The following is a 16,618-nucleotide window of genomic DNA, read 5'->3' as shown; positions in this document are numbered from 1 at the left end:
GTGTCATCCTCGGTCACTTCGCCCGCATCGTTGCCCGAGATCGTGGCGAGGTCGTTCACGCCGTTCACGGTGACGGTGATGGTCTGCGTCGCGGTGCCGTCGAGCGATGTGACGGTGAGGGTGACGTTCTCGAAGTCGCCGGCGCCGAGTTTCTGGGTGGCGGCGTTGTCGATGGTGAAGGTCCACGCGCCGGTGGTGGTGTTGAAGGTGAAGGTGCCCCAGTCGGTGGTCAGGCTGCTGGCCACGACGAAGGACGCCTGTCCGGTGTCGCCGTCGGTCACGGTCAGTTGGCCCGACGCGATGGCGGGGTTGTCTTCGGTGACCGACCCGGTGCTGGTGCCGGTGATCGTGGCCGCGTCGTTGACGCCCACGAATTTCAGTTCGGCCGTGGCGAAGCTGAAGGTGCCGTTGGCGAGCTGGATCGAATAGGTGAGGTTGACGATCTTGACCTCGCCCGCCGGAAGGGCGTCGATCGCGGCCTTGAGCGCCGGGGACATGGTGAAGGTCACCCTGCCATTGCTGATATTCGCGCTGCCATCCGTGCCGGTGGCGGCCGTCGTGTCGGCGCGCAGCAGGTCGTTGACGAGGTTGGAGTCCCTGATCACGTCGCGTTCGGCGCCGAAGACCACGTCCACCAGCTTTTTCGCATTGCCGCCGAGGTCATTGCCCAGCACGTCGAGCGTGATGGTATCGCCCGAGACGGTCATGAAGGGGTTGGTCTCGGTCAGACCGGCATTCGTGCCCGCGTTATCGGTGAGGGTGAAGAAGTCATCAACTGCCTGAGGGGTGTTCAGGTAGGAGGTGCTGGTCGACGTCGCCATTTCCGGCTCCCGTGCAAAATCGTGACAAAAACATGGCCGAAAGGTGGCAATGCTACATACAAGCGGTGATCTGCCTTGTTCGAAAGAATGTCAAACATACTTTCGGATAGGTAAGGATTTTCGCACCCGCCGGTGGCGAGAAGTGTTACCGGCGGTTGTGCAAATCATTCGCACTGCACGGTATCCGTAACTTTAGTTAATAACGGGAAACAGTTACGCAGATCGTGGCTGCGGATTTGCCTAAAAAATAGGCAGCATTTTCCCTGCGGTTGCAGGCGCGCGAATCAGAAAAGGGCGCCCGTGGGGCGCCCTTGGACAGTGGGGACGGGGAAGGTCGTTCAGCGCGTGAACTTCTTGTACTTCACGCGCTTCGGTTCGACGGAATCCGGGCCGAGGCGGCGGATCTTGTCCTGTTCGTAGGCGTCGAAGTTGCCTTCGAAGAATTCCACATGGGCGTCGCCTTCGAAGGCGAGGATGTGGGTGCAGAGGCGGTCGAGGAAAAAGCGGTCGTGCGAGATGATGACCGCGCAGCCCGCGAATTCCTCGATCGCGGCTTCGAGGGCCTGAAGGGTTTCGACGTCGAGGTCGTTGGTCGGTTCGTCGAGCAGCAGGACGTTGCCGCCGGATTTCAGCAGTTTGGCCATGTGGACGCGGTTACGTTCCCCGCCCGAGAGGATGCCGACCTTTTTCTGCTGGTCCGATCCCTTGAAGTTGAAGGAGGAGCAATAGGCGCGGCTGTTCACTTCGGCATCGCCCAGCTGGACGATGTCGAGCGCGTCTGTGATTTCCTCCCAGACGTTCTTGTTGGGGTCGAGCGCGTCGCGCGACTGGTCGACATAGGACAACTGCACGGTGTCACCCAGCGTGATGGTGCCGCTGTCGGGCTTTTCCTGACCGGTGATCATCTTCATCAGCGTGGATTTGCCCGCGCCGTTGGGGCCGATCACGCCGATGATGCCGCCCGGGGGCAGCGAGAAGGAGAGGTTCTCGATCAGCTGCTTGTCCCCCAGCGCCTTGGAGACGTTTTCGAATTCGATGACCTTGGAGCCGAGGCGGGGGCCGTGCGGGATGATGATCTGGGCCTTGCCGACCAATTCCTTGACCGACTCGTCCGCCATCTTTTCATAGGCCTGGATACGGGCCTTGGATTTGGCCTGACGGGCCTTGGCGCCCGCGCGGATCCATTCGAGTTCCTTTTCGAGGACCTTCTGCTTGGCCTTGTCCTCGCGCGCCTCTTGCGCCAGCCGCTTGGCCTTGGCGTCGAGCCACGAGGAATAGTTGCCCTCGTGCGGGATGCCCTTGCCGCGTTCAAGCTCGAGGATCCAGGTCGTGATGTCGTCGAGGAAGTAGCGGTCGTGGGTGACCGTCAGGATCGTGCCCTTGTATTCGATCAGGTGCTTTTGCAGCCATGCGATCGTTTCGGCGTCGAGGTGGTTCGTGGGTTCGTCGAGGAGCAGCATGTCGGGCGCCTCGAGCAGGAGTTTGCACAGCGCCACGCGGCGGCGTTCGCCGCCCGAGAGGGTTTCCACATTCGCGTCATCGGGGGGGCAGCGCAGCGCCTCCATCGCGACGTCGATCTGGCTGTCGAGATCCCAGAGGTTTTCGGCGTCGATCTGGTCCTGAAGCTGGGCCATTTCTTCCGCCGTCTCGTCCGAATAGTTCATGGCGAGTTCGTTGTAGCGGTCGAGTTTCGCCTGCTTCTCCGCCACGCCGAGCTTGACGTTTTCGCGCACGGTGAGGTTCGGGTCGAGTTGCGGTTCCTGCGGAAGGTAGCCCACCTTGGCGCCCTTGGCGGCCCATGCCTCGCCCTGGAAATCCTTGTCCCAGCCGGCCATGACGCGCAGCAGGGTGGATTTGCCCGCGCCATTGACGCCCACGACGCCGATCTTCACGCCGGGCAGGAAGTTGAGGCGGATGTTTTCGAAAACCTTCTTGCCGCCGGGATAGGTCTTGGAGACGCCATCCATGTGGTAGACGTATTGATAGCTGGCCATGTTGCCGCTCCTGATCGGGAATCCTCGGATGTTGGCGGGGTATGTAGCGATAATGCTGGACAGTGGCAACGTGGGGTGGTTGGGCTTCGGGCCGGAACAGCGGCGGAGGGTGGCGTGCGGGCAGGATTTCCCGTGGCGCGGAAGGGGATGGTGATCGGGCTTCTGGGAGGGAGCTTCGATCCGGCGCATGGCGGGCATGTGCACATCACGCGCGAGGCGCTGAAGCGGATGGGGCTGGACAGGGTCTGGTGGCTGGTGTCGCCCGGCAATCCGTTGAAGGCGCGGGGGCCTGCGCCGATGGCGGACCGCATGGCGCGGGCGCGGGCGGTGATGGATGATCCGCGGGTGGTGGTGAGCGATCTGGAGGCGCGGCTGGGCACGCGGTTCACGGCGCAGACCTTGCGGCGGCTGCGGGCGATCTATCCCGGGGTGCGGTTCGTCTGGCTGATGGGGGCGGACAATCTGGGGCAGTTCCACCGCTGGGAGCGGTGGGAGGAGATCCTGCGGATGGTACCCGTGGGGGTGCTGGCGCGGCCCGGATGGGGGGTGCGGGGGCGGATGTCGAAGGCCGCGCGTATCTATCGCGGGCATCTGGTGGATCGGGGCGAGGTGTTGCGGGGCAAGGATGCGCCCGCGTGGTGTTTCGTGAACCTGCCGATGGATGGCAGTTCTTCCAGCGCGATCCGGGCGCGGGGGGAGTGGCGGGGGTAATCCCCGGCGTTTCGCGGGTGGCGGGCCCCGGGAGGGTCCCCGGACCCTCCCGGACCCACCCGGGGGTATTTGGGCCGGGATGAAGGGGGATCAGGGTTCGGGGTCCTGGGCGGCGCGGCGGAGCGTGCGGAAGAGACGGGATTGCAGCCAGCCCGAGAGGGTGAGGGCGAGCGAGAGCATGAGCGCCACGATGCCTGCGGTCAGGGCGAGGGCGGTGTTCGCGACGCGGACGGTGGCGCGCAGGAGGCGGGACTTTCCCAACGCCTCGGCCACGGCGGTGGTGCGGGGGCCGAGGGCGGTGGCGGCATTGGCAAGGCGGCGCGCGTCGGCGGGGGTGTCCACGAATTTCAGCAGATGCAGCGCGGTTGCCGTGTCCGTCGCCTCGCGCAGGCGGTCGAGGTCGGCTGCGGTGTCGACGAGGGGGGCGAAGGCGGCGGGGCGCAGGCTGGCTGCGATGTCGTCGGTGGAGCGGGCGGCGCGCAGGGCGACCCAGTCGACGCCGTCGGTCGCCGCGCGGGTGACGAGCGTGGTGAGGGCGGGCGAGAGGCGGCCCATGCCGCGCGCGAGTTTCAGGGTGGAGGCACCGAGTTTCGCCGCGACCGATGTGCCGCCGGTGGCTGCGACGGTGACGGTGGCACCAAGGCCCACGATGGCGAGCGCGACGGAGAGGCGGTCGACATCGCCGCCCGAGAGGTAGTCGCGCGCGCCGTCCGCGATGGCGAGGACGTCACCGATGGGCGAGAGTTCGATGGGCGCGCGGCAGAGCAGCACGTTCGACAGGGTGCAGGCGGCGGGGTCGGTGGCGCAGGCGGCGCAGTTGGCGGCGCTGGCGTAGAAGCCCGAGTCAGAGGCCAGGGCCGCGTCGTAGCGGGCGGACAGGTCGGGGGGCAGGGGGTGGCCGAGGTCGGTGGCGAGGTCGCGCAGCGCGGCCAGCGTGACCCAGTCGCGCGGTTCGGCGGCAAGGCCCGTGGCGATGCGGGCGGGGATCGTGTCGGGCGAGAGGCGGGCGAGTTCGCGCCCCACCGTGGCGGTGATTTCCGCCACGGTCGCGTCGCGCAGGGGGGCGAGCGCGGGGTCCATCGCCACATGGGCCCCCGAGAGGGCGGTCAGCGCGACGGACCCCGCAAGGGACAGGGTCAGGATGTGCCGCGCCAGCCGCCGGAACATCCCGCGCCCCGTCAGCGTCGCGAGCGGATCATGCCGATGATGTCATAGACCTGATCGACGATCGGCCGCGCGATGGCATCGGCGCGGGCTGCGCCTTCGCCAAGGATGCGGTCGATTTCGGCGGGGTCCTGCATCAGGCGGTTCATTTCCAGCGTGATGGGTTCCAGTTTCGCCACGGCGAGGTCGGCCAGCGCCGGTTTGAAGGTGCCGAATTGCGCGCCCGCATAGTCGCAGATCACCTGTTCGGGGGTGTGGCCGGCAAGGGCTGCGTAGATGTTCACGAGGTTGCGCGCCTCGGGCCGGTCCTTCAGGCCGTCGAGCGTGTCGGGCAGGGGTTCGGGGTCGGTCTTGGCCTTGCGGATCTTTTTCGCGATGGTGTCGGCATCGTCGGTCAGGTTGATGCGGGACTGGTCCGAGGGGTCGGACTTGGACATCTTCTTGGTGCCGTCGCGCAAGCTCATCACGCGGGTGGCCGCACCTTCGATCACGGGTTCGACGACGGGGAAGAAATTCACGCCGTAGTCGTTGTTGAACTTGATCGCGATGTCGCGGCAGAGTTCGAGGTGCTGTTTCTGATCCTCGCCCACCGGAACATGGGTGGCCTTGTAGGTCAGGATGTCGGCGGCCATGAGGGATGGGTAGGCGAAGAGGCCCAGCGAGACGTTTTCGCTGTTCTTGCCCGCCTTGTCCTTGAACTGGGTCATCCGCGACATCCAGCCCATGCGGGCGATGCAGTTGAAGATCCAGCCCAGTTCGACATGGGCGGTCACCTGGCTCTGGTTGAAGAGGATGGAGCGCGCGGGGTCGATGCCTGCGGCGATGAAGGCGGCGGCGCCTTCGCGGGTTTGCTGGCGCAGTTTTTCAGGGTCCTGCCAGACGGTGATCGCGTGCATGTCCACCATGCAGTAGATCGTTTCGATGCCTTCCTCCTGCTTTTCCACGAAACGCTTGAGCGCGCCGAGGTAATTGCCGAGCGTCAATCCGCCGGAGGGCTGGATGCCGGAGAAGATGCGCGGGGGGAAGGAAGCCTGAGGCGTTTGGACCGGCTCGGCCATTTTGTGCTCCGTCTGGAAAATGTCGGGCTTTCGGCTTAACGATGCGGCGGTTGGGCGTCAATCGCGCCCTGAGTGAAGGACCGTGCAGAGATGATGCAGGATCGCAATGCGCCGCCGTTGAACCCGCTGCCGTGGATCGTCTGGGTGCTGGCCCTGCCGATGATCGCGATGGAGGTGGTGCTGAGCCTTGGGTCGTCGGGGCTGGCCGGAGGGATCGAGGGCGCGGGGTGGCGGTTGCAGGCGCTGGAGCGGTTCGTATTCTCGCCCCCGCTGATGCGGGCGATGATCGAGGCGGGGGAGTATCCGCCGCAGCATGTGATGCGGCTGGCGAGCTATGTCTTCGTGCATGGCGGGGTGACCCATGCGCTGTTCGTCGTCGTGATCCTGCTGGCGCTGGGCAAGATGGTGGGCGAGGTGTTTCGCTGGTGGGCGGTGGTGGTGATCTTCTTTGCGGCGGCGGCTGCGGGGGCGGGGGCCTTCATGCTGGTGCCCGGGAATGATGCGCCGCTGTTCGGGGGCTATCCGGCGGTGTTCGGGCTGATCGGGGGGTTTACCTTCCTGCTGTGGGTCAATCTGGCGGCGGTGGGGGCGAACCGGTATCGGGCCTTTACCCTCATCGGGTTTCTGCTGGCGTTCCAGCTGGTCTTCGGGGTGCTGTTCGGGGGCGGTTATGAATGGGTGGCGGATGTGGCGGGGTTCGCCACGGGATTCGCGCTGTCCTTCGTGGTCAGTCCGGGCGGGTGGCGGCGGGTGGTGGCGAAGATCCGTCAGCGCTGACGGCGCAGCGCGGCCTTGAGGTCGGCGGGCCGCATGGCACCCAGGGCGAGGGCGGCGAGGCCGTAGGCGGCCATGCCGATGGCGACGAGAAGGGCGAGGGCGGCGTAGCGCCAGAGGGGTGTGCCGAGCGCGGGGCCGAGGGCGATGGAGCCGCCCCAGAGGGCTGCGCCCATGATGAGGCTGGCGGCGATGATGCGGGGCAGGCGGCTGCGGAAGCGGGTGTCGAAGCGCGCCTCGTCGCCCATCTTGCGCGTGCCGAGCCAGAGTTGCAGGACCATGGTCCAGCCGGAGATGGTGGTGGCCAGCGCGGCGGCGGAGAAGCCGATGAGCGGCAGGAGGCCCACGGCGACGATGGCGTTGACGATCATCGACCAGACGGCGAAGCGGAAGGGGCTGCGGGTGTCTTCGCGGGCGTAGTAGAGCGGCTGGAAGACCTTGTGCAGCACGAAGGCGGGAAGCCCTGCGCCGTAGATGGCGAGTGCAAGCGCCGTGGCGGCGGTGTCGTCGGGGCCGAAGGCGCCGCGCTGGAACAGGACTTCGCAGAGCGGCATGGCGATGACGACCAGCGCCACGGCGGCGGGGATCGTGAGGAAGAGCGCGAATTCCGTGCCGCGGTTGAAGGAGGCGCGGCCACCTTCGGCATCGCCTGCGCGCAGGCGGCGGGAGAGGTCGGGGAGGAGGACGGTTCCGACCGCGATGGCGACGACGCCTAGGGGGAGTTGGTAGAGGCGGTCGGCATAGGAGAGCCATGCGACCGCGCCTTCGGTGAAGGAGGCGACTTGGCGGCCCACGAGGAGGTTCACTTGCACCACGCCGCCCGCGAGCACGGCGGGGGCGGCGATCAGGGCGAGGCGTTTTAGGTCGGGGGTCAGGCGCGGCAGGCCGGGGGTGAAGCGGAAGCCCGCGCGGTGGGCCGATATCCATGTGAAGGCGAGTTGCGCGATGCCCGTCAGGGGCACGGTCCATGCCAGCGTCAGGCCCATATCCCAGCCCCAGCGGTCGGCCAGCAGCATGGCGGCGATGAACATGAGGTTCATCAGGACGGGGACGAAGCTGGCTTCGGTAAACCGTCCGAAGGCGTTGAGGACGCCGGAGAGGAGTGCGACCAGCGAGATGAAGAGGATGTAGCTGAAGGAGATGCGCCCGAAGAGGACGGCGAGGTCGAAGCGCGCGTCGCCCGCAAAGCCCGAGGCCATGAGCCAGACGAGCCACGGCATGGCGATGGTGCCGAGGATGGAGAAGAGGATGAGGATGCTTGCCAGCCCGTTGAAGGCGTCGCGGGCGAAGCCCTGCGCGTCCTCGCCGCCTTCGAGTTTCTTGGAAAACATGGGCACGAAGGCCATGTTGAAGGCGCCTTCGGCGAAGAAGCGGCGGAACATGTTGGGCAGCGAGAAGGCGATCAGGAACGCCTCGGCCACCGGGCCCGCGCCAAGGTAGGCAGCCATCATCACGTCGCGGGCAAAGCCTGCGCCGCGCGAGAGCAGGGTCCATCCCCCCACGGTGACGATGGAGCGGATGAGGCGGATGGGCTGCATCAGCTTGCCGCCCGTTCGGCGCCGTCGGCGATGGCCTGACGCAGTTTCTTTTCCAGCGCCTCTTGCTTTGACTTGGCGTGGAGTTTCAGGCCGAACATGTCTTTCACGTAAAAGCTGTCCACCACCTGCGCGCCGAAGGTCGCGATGACGGCAGAGGCGATGTAGATGTTGTTGCCCGCCAGCGTGCGGGTCAGGTCATAGAGCAGGCCGGGGCGGTCGCGGGTGTCCACTTCGATGATGGTGTAGATTTCCGATCCTTCGTTGTCGAAGGTGATGTGGGTCGGGAAGCGGAATTCGCGTTCGCGTTTCTTGACCTTGTCGCGGTCCTTGAGCGCGTCGCGGGCGACGACTTCGCCCTTCAGCGTCTTGTCGATCATCTGCGACAGGCGGGGCAGGCGGGCGACTTCGTAGGGTTTGCCTTCGGCGTCCTGCACCCAGAAGACGGCGGTCGCGTAGCCGTCCTTGGAGGTGTAGGTGCGCGCGTCCACGACGTTCGCCCCCACCAGCGCGAGCGCCCCCGCAAGGCGCGAGAAGATGCCCGGGTGGTCGGCAAGGGCGAAACAGGCGCGGGTGGCGTCGCGGCCTTCGTCGGGATGCAGGTCGATGCGGATCTCGTTGTCGGGGATGTCCTTCAGGAGGCGGGCAAAGACGGCGTGGGTGTCGGTGGGCAGCCCCTGCCAGTAAGGCGCGTAATGGCGCGTGGTTTCGTGTTTGAGGTCGGTGTCGGACCAGTCGGGCAGGCGGTCGCGCAGCGCGCGCTTTGCCTCGTCCTCGCGGTTCTCGCGGTTGAGGGATTCGAGCCCGCCTTCCAGCGCCTCGGCCGTCTGGCCGTAGAGCTGGCGCAGGAGCATGGCCTTCCAGTTGTTCCACGTGCCCGGGCCCACACCGCGGATGTCGCAGACGGTGAGGACGGTGAGCAGGTCGAGACGCCGACGCGATTTCACCGCCTTGGCGAAGTCGCGCACCGTGCGGGGATCTCCAAGGTCGCGCTTCTGCGCGGTGTCGGACATCAGCAGGTGATAGCGCACCAGCCATTCCACGGTTTCGGTTTCGTCCGCCGACAGCCCGAGGCGGGGGCAGACGCGGCGGGCGATCTGCGCGCCGAGGATGGAGTGATCCTCGGGCCGGCCCTTGCCGATGTCGTGCAGCAGGAGGGCGACGTAGAGGATCTTGCGGTCGACGCCTTCCTTCAGGATACCCGAGACGACGGGGAGTTCTTCCACCAGCTCGCCGCGTTCGATCTGGGCGAGGATCGAGATGCACTGGATGATGTGTTCGTCCACCGTGTAGTGGTGGTAGACGTTGAACTGCATCATCGCGACGATGGGTTCGAATTCGGGGATGAAGGCGGCCAGCACGCCCAGCTCGTTCATCCGCCGCAGCGAGCGTTCCGGATTGCCGTGTTTGAGCAACAGGTCGAGGAAGATCTGCACCGCCTCGGGGTTGTCGCGCATGTCGTCGTCGATCAGGTCGAGGCTGCCCGCGATCTGGCGCATGACGTTTGGGTGCAGCAGATAGCCGGTACGCAGCGCCTCTTCGAAGACACGCAGGATGTTGAGCTTGTCGGTGAAGAAGCGGCGCGGATCGGTGACGTCGAGACGGCCCTGCACCAGCTTGTAGCCTTGCTTGACGCGTTTGGTGCGTTTGAAGATGCCGAAGAGCGAGGCTTCGGGTTTCGCATGCCGCGCCTCGAGTTCGGTGAGGAAGACGCGGGTCAGGTCGCCCACGCGGGTGGCGTGGCGGAAGTAGTCCTGCATGAAATGTTCCACCGCCCGCCTGCCGCCGCGGTCGGCATAGCCCATGCGGGCGGCCACCTCGACCTGCAGGTCGAAGGTGAGCTGGTCCATGGCGCGACCGGTGATGTAATGCAGGTGCGACCGCGCGGCCCAGAGGAAATCCTCGGCGCGGGTGAAGATGTCGTATTCCTCGCGCGTGAGCAGACCGGCCTGCACGAGGCCTTCGGCCGTCGGCGTGCGGTGGAGGTATTTGCCGATCCAGTAGAGCGTCTGCAGGTCGCGCAGACCGCCCTTGCCCTCTTTCACGTTGGGTTCGAGGACATAGCGCTGGCCGCCCTGCCGCTTGTGACGCTCGGCCCGTTCGGCCAGTTTGGCGTCGATGAATTCGGGGCCGGTGTTCTTGAACAGCTCGCCCCAGAGCCGGTCGCCCAGTTCGGTGGCGAGGGGTTCGTAGCCCGCGATGAAGCGGTGTTCCAGAAGGGCGGTGCGGATGGTGATGTCCTCGCGGCCCAGACGCAGGCAGTCCTTCACCGTACGCGAGGCGTGGCCCACCTTCAGCCGCAGGTCCCAGAGCATGTAGAGCATCGATTCGATGACGGATTCGGCCCAGGGGGTGATTTTCCACGGGGTGAGGAAGAGGAGGTCGACGTCGGAATGGGGGGCCATCTCGGCGCGGCCGAAGCCGCCGACGGCGAGGACGGCCATGCGCTCGGCCTCGGTCGGGTTGGCCAGCGGGTGGAGGTGGTTGCGAGCGATGTCGAAGGCGGTGGCGACGAGGATATCGGTCAGATGCGCCTGCGCGCGGATGAGGGCGCGGGCATCGTGCGGGCGGGTGGCAAAGACGGCGGCGAGGGCGGCGTTGCCGCGGGTCTTCGCCTCGGCCAGATGGCGGACGGCGGCGCTGCGGGCGGCGCGGGCATCGGCGGCGGCGGGCAGGTCGGCAAGGATCGCGGCGCGCAGGGCGGCGGGGTCGATGATGGCAACCGCCGGCAGGATCATGCCGGCGGGTTCGGGCGGGAGTGTCCGGTCAGGCTGTGCCGACAGCGCCTTTGGCATGGCATGGGCCGCGCGGGCGGATCAGAAGCCCGCCCCGCCGAAGCTGCGCGGGGCAGGGTCGATCACGGTGACGGCGTTGTTCTGGATGCGCGCGATGGCAAGGCCGCGCTCGTTGGTGCCGTTGGGCAGCAGGCGGAAGACGCCGTTGACGCCGACAAAGCCCGCCCCCTGCGTCAGCGAGGCGCGGTCCATGCCGCGGCCCTGCTTGGCCAGCGCGCCGATGGCGGCGATGCCGTCATAGGCGATGGCCGAGACGGGATGGGGCTGTTCGCCGAAGGTCGACTGGTAGCGCGCCTGGTACTGGGCATAGAGCGCGGGATCGGGCATGGCGAAGATGCCGCCCTGCACCCCCGGTAGCGACAGGGTCGCGGCGGGGATGTCCCAGCGGGTCAGGCCCACATATTGCGTGACGGCGGGGCTGACCCCGTTTTCGGACAGAAGTTGCGTCACCAGCGGCAGCGCGCCCGCGGTGTCGGCGGTCAGGAACACGGCCTGCGCGCCCGAGGATTTGGCCTGAGCCGCGATGCCCGGGATCGCCTGCACGATGCCGTTCTGCGAGAATTCGTAAGAGCCCGTGGCGACGATGCGCCCGCCCGCCGAGACGACGCCGTTCTGGATGGCGGCGCGGCCCGCCTCGCCCTGCGGGTTGCGGTCGTGGACGATCATCACCTGCGACTTGCCGGTGCGGACGGCATAGCTGGCAAGGCGGCGCGCGGTGTTGTCGAAGGTCGGCCCGAGGACAAAGACATTGGCCCCCGCGATGGCCGGGTTGTTCGAGAAGGACAGCACGTTGATGCCCGCCTGCGAGGCGGCAAGGCCGGCCGCGTTCGCCTCTTCGGCGAAGACGGGGCCGAGGATGACGCTGGCACCATCCGCCACGGCCTGCGTCGCGGCGGCCGAGGCCTGCGCGGGCTGGCCCGAGGTGGGGTAGACGCGCAGGTCGATCTTCACGCCGCCCAGATCGGTGATGGCCATGCGGGCCGCATTCTCGATGGAGCGGGCAAGAAGCTGGTCACTGGCCTGACCCGAGCCCGAGGGGACGAGGAGCGCCACGTTGACCGTGTCCGAAGGGGCGGTGGCGGGGCCGTCTCCCGAGGGTTGGCAGGCGGCGAGGACGAGGGTGGAGAGGATGGCGGCGGCCTTGCCCATCGACTTGCGGGCGTTGCGGAAAACAGAGAACATGCGGCTTCCTCACTCGTTGGTCGGGTCGGCGTGCCTGCCCGGCCCCGGTCCCCCTGAAATCGGCCCCAAGCCTAAGGGGTTCCACAGGGGAAGTAAACTTGGCGGAGGCGGTGGCGGCGGAAGCGGACCGGCGAGGAAGTAAACCTGTGGGTTGTAATGCTGTGTGTGTTGTAAACCCGCTGGACCAGCAGAGTTTTTACAAGGGGCGCCGCATCATGGACCTGCCGACCACCGTCTGGGAAAAGCGGCCGCTTCGGGCGGGGCTCTATCTGGTCGCCACGCCCATCGGCGCGGCGCGGGACATCACGCTGCGCGCGCTGGATATCCTTGCCAGTGCCGATGTTCTGGCAGCCGAGGATACGCGGACACTGCGGCATCTGATGGAGATCCACGGCGTGCCGCTGGCGGGGCGGAGCATCGTGCCCTGCCATGACCATAACGAGGGGGCGGCGGCGGGTCGGCTGCTGCGCGCGGTGGCCGAGGGGAAGTCGGTCGCCTATGCGTCCGAGGCGGGGACGCCGCTGGTGTCGGACCCGGGCTTCGTGATGGCGCGCGAGGCGGTGGCGCAGGACCTGCCGGTGATCGCGGCGCCGGGGGCGTCGGCGGTGCTCTGCGCGCTGGCGGTGGCGGGGCTGCCGTCGGACCGGTTCCTGTTTGCGGGCTTCGCCCCCCCGGCGCGGGCGGCGCGGCGGAGCTTTGTCGGGGACCTCCGCGAGGTGCAGGCGACACTGGTGCTATACGAATCGCCCAAGCGGCTGGCGGCGCTGCTGGAGGACATGGTGGAGGTGCTTGGCGCGGGACGGCAGGCGGCCGTGTGCCGCGAGCTGACCAAGCGGTTCGAGGAGGTGCGGAGGGGCACGCTGGCAGAGTTGGCGGCGGAGTTCGCGGCGCGCGAGGTGAAGGGAGAGGTGGTCGTGCTGGTGGACCGCGCCGAACCCGCCCGCGCCGATACGGCGACATGGGAAGAGGCGCTGGATCAGGCCATGGTGACGCTGTCGGTCAAGGATGCCGCGGCCATGGTGGCCGAGGCCTACGGCCTGCCCCGGCGCGAGGTCTATCAGGTGGCGCTGTCGCGGGGACAGGGGCGTTAATGATAAGGGGGCAAAGTGCTTGTGGGAGAGGGGGGAATGGCGCATCCTCCGAAGTGTTGTTTATTGCCTGTGGTGGCTGCGGGGGCCGGGATGCAGTTGTCCTTCGATTTTTCGCCCGTGGAGGCGGTTCCTGTTCCGGTGGTGACGCCGGCCGCTGTGGTGGTGCTTGACCCCGCGCGTGCCGTGCCTGCGCAGGCCATGCGGGGCAGGCTTGCCTATCATGCGGGCCTTGCGGCCGAGGACCGGGTTGCGGGGCTTTACGACCGTGCGAGAACGCCGGTCTGCGCACGGCGCTGGCGCGGGCGCCATGGCGAGATCGACATCGTGGCGCGGGACGGGGATCAGGTGATCTTTGTCGAGGTGAAGCAGAGCCGGACGCATGACGAGGCGGCCCTGCATCTGACACCGCGCCAGATGCAGCGCATCTGGAATGCGGGATCGGAATTTCTGGACGGTGAACCCAGGGGTCAGTTGACGGATGTCCGCATCGACGTCGCCCTTGTCGATGCCATGGGCCGGATCGAACTTGTACGGAATGCCTATGCCGCGTGATGGTTGACCGGGCGCGCGGTTCGCGGGCGGCTTCGGTTTGCATCCCCCGCTCTGTTGCGCCATCAAGGGGCGACAGGCAGCGCGGAGTGAGACATGACCCTGAAGGTCGCCTTGCAGATGGACCCGATCGGGTCGGTCAACATCAACGCCGATTCGACGTTCCGCATCGCGCTTGAGGCGCAGGCGCGGGGGCATTCGCTGTTCTTCTACACGCCGGACCGGCTGGCCTTTGTCGAGGGGCGGGTGATCGCGCGGGGCTGGCCGATCGAGGTCCGGCGCGAGGCGGGCAACCATGTGAGCTATGGCGAGGAGGTCGAGGTCGATCTGGCCGGGTTCGACGTGGTCTGGCTGCGGCAGGACCCGCCCTTCGACATGGGCTATATCACGACGACGCATCTGCTGGAGCTGATCCATCCGCAGACGCTGGTGGTGAATGATCCGTTCTGGGTGCGGAATTTCCCCGAGAAGCTTCTGGTCCTGCGCTTCCCCGACCTGACGCCGCCCACGGCCATTGCGCGCGATCTGGCGACGATCCGGGCGTTCAAGGCGAAGCACGGGGACATCATCCTCAAGCCGCTTTACGGGAATGGCGGGGCGGGGGTGTTCCGGCTGGACCCGAATGACCGCAATCTGGCCTCGCTGCACGAGCTGTTCACGGGGATGAGCCGGGAGCCGATGATCGTGCAGAAGTTCCTGCCGGATGTTTCAAAGGGCGACAAGCGGGTGATTCTGGTGGATGGCGAGCCGGTGGGCGCGATCAACCGTGTGCCGCAGGCGGGCGAGACGCGGTCGAACATGCATGTGGGCGGGCGGCCCGAGAAGATCGGGCTGACGGAGCGGGATCTGGAGATCTGCCGCCGCATCGGGCCGACGTTGCGCGAGAAGGGGCAGGTCTTTGTCGGGATCGACGTGATCGGGGACTGGCTGACCGAGATCAACGTCACCTCGCCCACCGGGTTGCAGGAGTTGGAGCGGTTCGACGGCACGAATGGTGCCGCGCGCATCTGGGAAGCGATCGAGGCAAAGCGGCGGGGCTGAAGGCGCGGCTGGAGGGGTCCGAATTTTCTGCGAAAATTCGGGCGGCGCGCGAGTGGGCTGTCTGGTCTTGTGCTGCGGGTGGTATGGCCTGCCGTGCTTTCTTCGGGTGCGGGATTGGGTGGGGCGGGCGAATTTTCTGCGAAAATTCGGGATCGCGCGGTGTGGTTGTCGGCGAGGGTTGTCCGGTCAGGTGATTTGCCAAGCACGTGCCCGAGGGCGGGTGCAGCGGGCGCGGGAGTGCCCGTTCCGGCATCCGGTGAGGGTGCGTCATCCGGAAAGCCGCGATCCGCGGGGCGGGTTCGGCCTGTGCGCGGTCGGGGCGGGGCGGAATTTTCGCCAGAAAATTCGCCGCCCCTAGCCCTTGGCGCCGAGGACGAGGCGGTAGCTGACGGCTTCGGCGATGTGGGGTTGGCGGACATGGTCGCTGGCGTCGAGGTCGGCGATGGTGCGGGCCACGCGCAGGATGCGGTGATAGCCGCGCGCGGTCAGGTGGAAGCGGTCGGCGGCGCGGGCGAGGAAGGCGCGTCCCTCTTCGTCCGGTGTGGCGGTTTCTTCCAGCAGGCGGCCTTCCATGTCGGCGTTGCAGCGGAGCGTCGGGTGGCCTGCGAAGCGGGCGGTCTGGCGGGCGCGGGCGGCGGCGACGCGGGCGGCGACGGTGGCGGAGCTTTCGCCGGTTGCGGGCAGGTCGAGGTCTTGCCAGGCCACGGGCGGGGCCTCGACGCGCAGGTCGAAGCGGTCCATCAGCGGGCCGGAGATGCGACCGATATAATCCTCGCCGCAGGCGGGGGCGCGGGTGCAGGCGCGGGCGGGGTCGGTGAGATAGCCGCAGCGGCAGGGGTTGGCCGCCGCGATCAGCAGGAACCGGCAGGGATAGCGGACATGGGCATTGGCGCGGGCGACCACGACTTCGCCCGTCTCGATCGGCTGGCGCAGGGTTTCGAGGACGGGGCGCGAGAATTCGGGGAATTCGTCGAGGAACAGCACGCCGTTATGGGCAAGCGACACCTCGCCCGGCTTGGCGCCCTTGCCGCCGCCGACGATGGCGGCCATGGAGGCCGTGTGGTGCGGTTCGCGGAAGGGGCGCTGGCGCGAGATGCCGCCTTCGGTGATCAGGCCCGCGAGGGAGTGGATCATCGAGGTTTCCAGCGCCTCTGCCGCCGTCAGGGGCGGCAGGATGCCCGGCAGGCGCGCGGCCAGCATGGATTTGCCAGAGCCGGGCGTGCCCATCATCAGCATGTGGTGGCGGCCTGCGGCGGCGATCTCGAGGGCGCGCTTGGCGCGTTCCTGCCCCTTGACCTCGGCCAGATCGCGGGGGGCGGGGCCGTCGGTGACCTCGCCCGCTTCGGCGGGGGTGAGGGGGGATTGGCCGGTATAGTGGCGCACCACGGCGTCGAGCGAGGGTGCGGCGAGGACCTGCACCGCGCCGACCCATGCGGCCTCGGGGCCCGAGGCCTGCGGGCAGAGGAGGGTGAGGTCCTCTTCGGCGGCGGCCATGGCGGCGGGGAGGGCGCCGGCGACGGGGATCAGGCGGCCGTCGAGGGACAATTCGCCCAGGGCGACGGTGGTTTCGACGGCGTCCTTGGGGATGATCTCTAGCGCGGCGAGGAGGGCGAGCGCGATGGGCAGGTCGAAATGCGACCCTTCCTTCGGCAGGTCGGCGGGCGAGAGGTTGACGGTTATGCGCCGCGAGGGCAGCGCGATGGACATGGCCGAGAGCGCGGCGCGGACGCGTTCGCGGGCTTCGGACACGGCCTTGTCGGGCAGGCCCACGAGGGCGAAGTTGGGCATGCCGGGGGCTATGGCGCATTGCACCTCGACCATCCGGGCCTCGACCCCTTCGAAGGCGACCGTGTAGGACCGTGCCAGCATCTTTCCCCTGCCCTTTGCCGGATAGGGGTAACGC

Annotated in this window: 13 protein-coding genes; 5 read left to right on the top strand and 8 right to left on the bottom strand. The window is 67.4% G+C overall.

Annotated features, from left to right (window positions below):
- Together GU927_RS18865 and ettA are read right to left on the bottom strand one after the other, a co-directional pair.
- A partial coding sequence (locus GU927_RS18865; RefSeq protein WP_217765728.1) for a VCBS domain-containing protein occupies positions 1 to 821 on the bottom strand: 821 nt, incomplete at its 3' end.
- 338 nt (positions 822 to 1,159) lie between these two features.
- The gene (gene ettA / locus GU927_RS18860; RefSeq protein ID WP_161763953.1) at positions 1,160 to 2,815 is read right to left on the bottom strand and encodes an energy-dependent translational throttle protein EttA; all 1,656 of its coding nucleotides are present in this window, start codon (positions 2,813 to 2,815) and stop codon (positions 1,160 to 1,162) included.
- A gap of 114 nt (positions 2,816 to 2,929) precedes the next feature.
- On the opposite strand from ettA, the gene GU927_RS18855 reads away from it, so the two are divergent.
- The gene (locus GU927_RS18855) at positions 2,930 to 3,526 is read left to right on the top strand and encodes a nicotinate-nucleotide adenylyltransferase (RefSeq protein ID WP_161763952.1); all 597 of its coding nucleotides are present in this window, start codon (positions 2,930 to 2,932) and stop codon (positions 3,524 to 3,526) included.
- Between the two features lie 90 nt (positions 3,527 to 3,616).
- Here GU927_RS18855 and GU927_RS18850 read toward each other — a convergent pair whose 3' ends face one another.
- Together GU927_RS18850 and trpS are read right to left on the bottom strand one after the other, a co-directional pair.
- The gene (locus GU927_RS18850) at positions 3,617 to 4,693 is read right to left on the bottom strand and encodes a hypothetical protein (protein ID WP_161763951.1); all 1,077 of its coding nucleotides are present in this window, start codon (positions 4,691 to 4,693) and stop codon (positions 3,617 to 3,619) included.
- An 11-nt stretch (positions 4,694 to 4,704) separates the two neighbouring features.
- The gene (trpS, locus tag GU927_RS18845) at positions 4,705 to 5,748 is read right to left on the bottom strand and encodes a tryptophan--tRNA ligase (RefSeq protein WP_161763950.1); all 1,044 of its coding nucleotides are present in this window, start codon (positions 5,746 to 5,748) and stop codon (positions 4,705 to 4,707) included.
- A 90-nt stretch (positions 5,749 to 5,838) separates the two neighbouring features.
- On the opposite strand from trpS, the gene GU927_RS18840 reads away from it, so the two are divergent.
- A complete protein-coding gene (locus tag GU927_RS18840) occupies positions 5,839 to 6,525 on the top strand; it encodes a rhomboid family intramembrane serine protease (RefSeq protein WP_161763949.1) in 687 nt (228 codons plus the stop codon).
- Here the strand turns inward: GU927_RS18840 and murJ are convergent.
- From murJ to GU927_RS18825, 3 genes are read right to left on the bottom strand one after another with little or no spacing between them, the layout of a single operon-like run.
- On the bottom strand, positions 6,516 to 8,060 hold the full coding sequence (gene murJ / locus GU927_RS18835) for a murein biosynthesis integral membrane protein MurJ (protein WP_161763948.1): 1,545 nt from the start codon (positions 8,058 to 8,060) through the stop codon (positions 6,516 to 6,518). The two genes, GU927_RS18840 and murJ, sit on opposite strands and share 10 nt — an antisense overlap.
- Entirely contained in the window at positions 8,060 to 10,852 is a 2,793-nt protein-coding gene (locus GU927_RS18830) for a [protein-PII] uridylyltransferase (protein WP_161763947.1), read from the bottom strand. The genes murJ and GU927_RS18830 overlap by 1 nt, the downstream gene beginning before the upstream one ends.
- A 21-nt stretch (positions 10,853 to 10,873) precedes the next feature.
- Positions 10,874 to 12,034 (bottom strand): penicillin-binding protein activator, encoded by a 1,161-nt coding sequence (locus GU927_RS18825; RefSeq protein ID WP_161763946.1) that lies wholly within the window; start codon positions 12,032 to 12,034, stop codon positions 10,874 to 10,876.
- A gap of 215 nt (positions 12,035 to 12,249) precedes the next feature.
- On the opposite strand from GU927_RS18825, the gene rsmI reads away from it, so the two are divergent.
- From rsmI to gshB, 3 genes are all read left to right on the top strand, one after another.
- Entirely contained in the window at positions 12,250 to 13,125 is an 876-nt protein-coding gene (rsmI, locus tag GU927_RS18820) for a 16S rRNA (cytidine(1402)-2'-O)-methyltransferase (RefSeq protein ID WP_161763945.1), read from the top strand.
- Between the two features lie 198 nt (positions 13,126 to 13,323).
- Entirely contained in the window at positions 13,324 to 13,677 is a 354-nt protein-coding gene (locus tag GU927_RS18815; RefSeq protein ID WP_161763957.1) for a YraN family protein, read from the top strand.
- 93 nt (positions 13,678 to 13,770) lie between these two features.
- A complete protein-coding gene (gene gshB / locus GU927_RS18810; protein WP_161763944.1) occupies positions 13,771 to 14,715 on the top strand; it encodes a glutathione synthase in 945 nt (314 codons plus the stop codon).
- A gap of 354 nt (positions 14,716 to 15,069) precedes the next feature.
- On the opposite strand, the gene GU927_RS18805 is transcribed toward gshB, so the two are convergent.
- Positions 15,070 to 16,584 carry a YifB family Mg chelatase-like AAA ATPase gene (locus GU927_RS18805; protein WP_161763943.1) on the bottom strand — a complete coding sequence of 505 codons (1,515 nt, stop codon included), beginning with the start codon at positions 16,582 to 16,584 and terminating at the stop codon, positions 15,070 to 15,072.
- Positions 16,585 to 16,618: the final 34 nt, after the last annotated feature.

Origin of the sequence: Paragemmobacter amnigenus (assembly GCF_009908265.2) — a bacterium.
In the GTDB taxonomy this organism is placed as follows: Bacteria; Pseudomonadota; Alphaproteobacteria; order Rhodobacterales; family Rhodobacteraceae; genus Paragemmobacter; species Paragemmobacter amnigenus.
The sequence above is the reverse complement of the archived record's forward strand: the minus strand, read 5'-3'. Positions and strand labels throughout refer to the sequence as shown.

What these genes read in the sequence shown, in the direction of transcription:
- ettA (WP_161763953.1), bottom strand. Translation starts at nt 2,815, where the DNA reads ATGGCCAGCTATCAATACGTCTACCACATGGATGGCGTCTCCAAGACC.
- GU927_RS18850 (WP_161763951.1), bottom strand. Translation starts at nt 4,693, where the DNA reads ATGTTCCGGCGGCTGGCGCGGCACATCCTGACCCTGTCCCTTGCGGGG.
- trpS (WP_161763950.1), bottom strand. Translation starts at nt 5,748, where the DNA reads ATGGCCGAGCCGGTCCAAACGCCTCAGGCTTCCTTCCCCCCGCGCATC.
- GU927_RS18840 (WP_161763949.1), top strand. Translation starts at nt 5,839, where the DNA reads ATGATGCAGGATCGCAATGCGCCGCCGTTGAACCCGCTGCCGTGGATC.
- murJ (WP_161763948.1), bottom strand. Translation starts at nt 8,060, where the DNA reads ATGCAGCCCATCCGCCTCATCCGCTCCATCGTCACCGTGGGGGGATGG.
- GU927_RS18830 (WP_161763947.1), bottom strand. Translation starts at nt 10,852, where the DNA reads ATGCCAAAGGCGCTGTCGGCACAGCCTGACCGGACACTCCCGCCCGAA.
- GU927_RS18825 (WP_161763946.1), bottom strand. Translation starts at nt 12,034, where the DNA reads ATGTTCTCTGTTTTCCGCAACGCCCGCAAGTCGATGGGCAAGGCCGCC.
- rsmI (WP_161763945.1), top strand. Translation starts at nt 12,250, where the DNA reads ATGGACCTGCCGACCACCGTCTGGGAAAAGCGGCCGCTTCGGGCGGGG.
- GU927_RS18815 (WP_161763957.1), top strand. Translation starts at nt 13,324, where the DNA reads ATGCGGGGCAGGCTTGCCTATCATGCGGGCCTTGCGGCCGAGGACCGG.
- gshB (WP_161763944.1), top strand. Translation starts at nt 13,771, where the DNA reads ATGACCCTGAAGGTCGCCTTGCAGATGGACCCGATCGGGTCGGTCAAC.
- GU927_RS18805 (WP_161763943.1), bottom strand. Translation starts at nt 16,584, where the DNA reads ATGCTGGCACGGTCCTACACGGTCGCCTTCGAAGGGGTCGAGGCCCGG.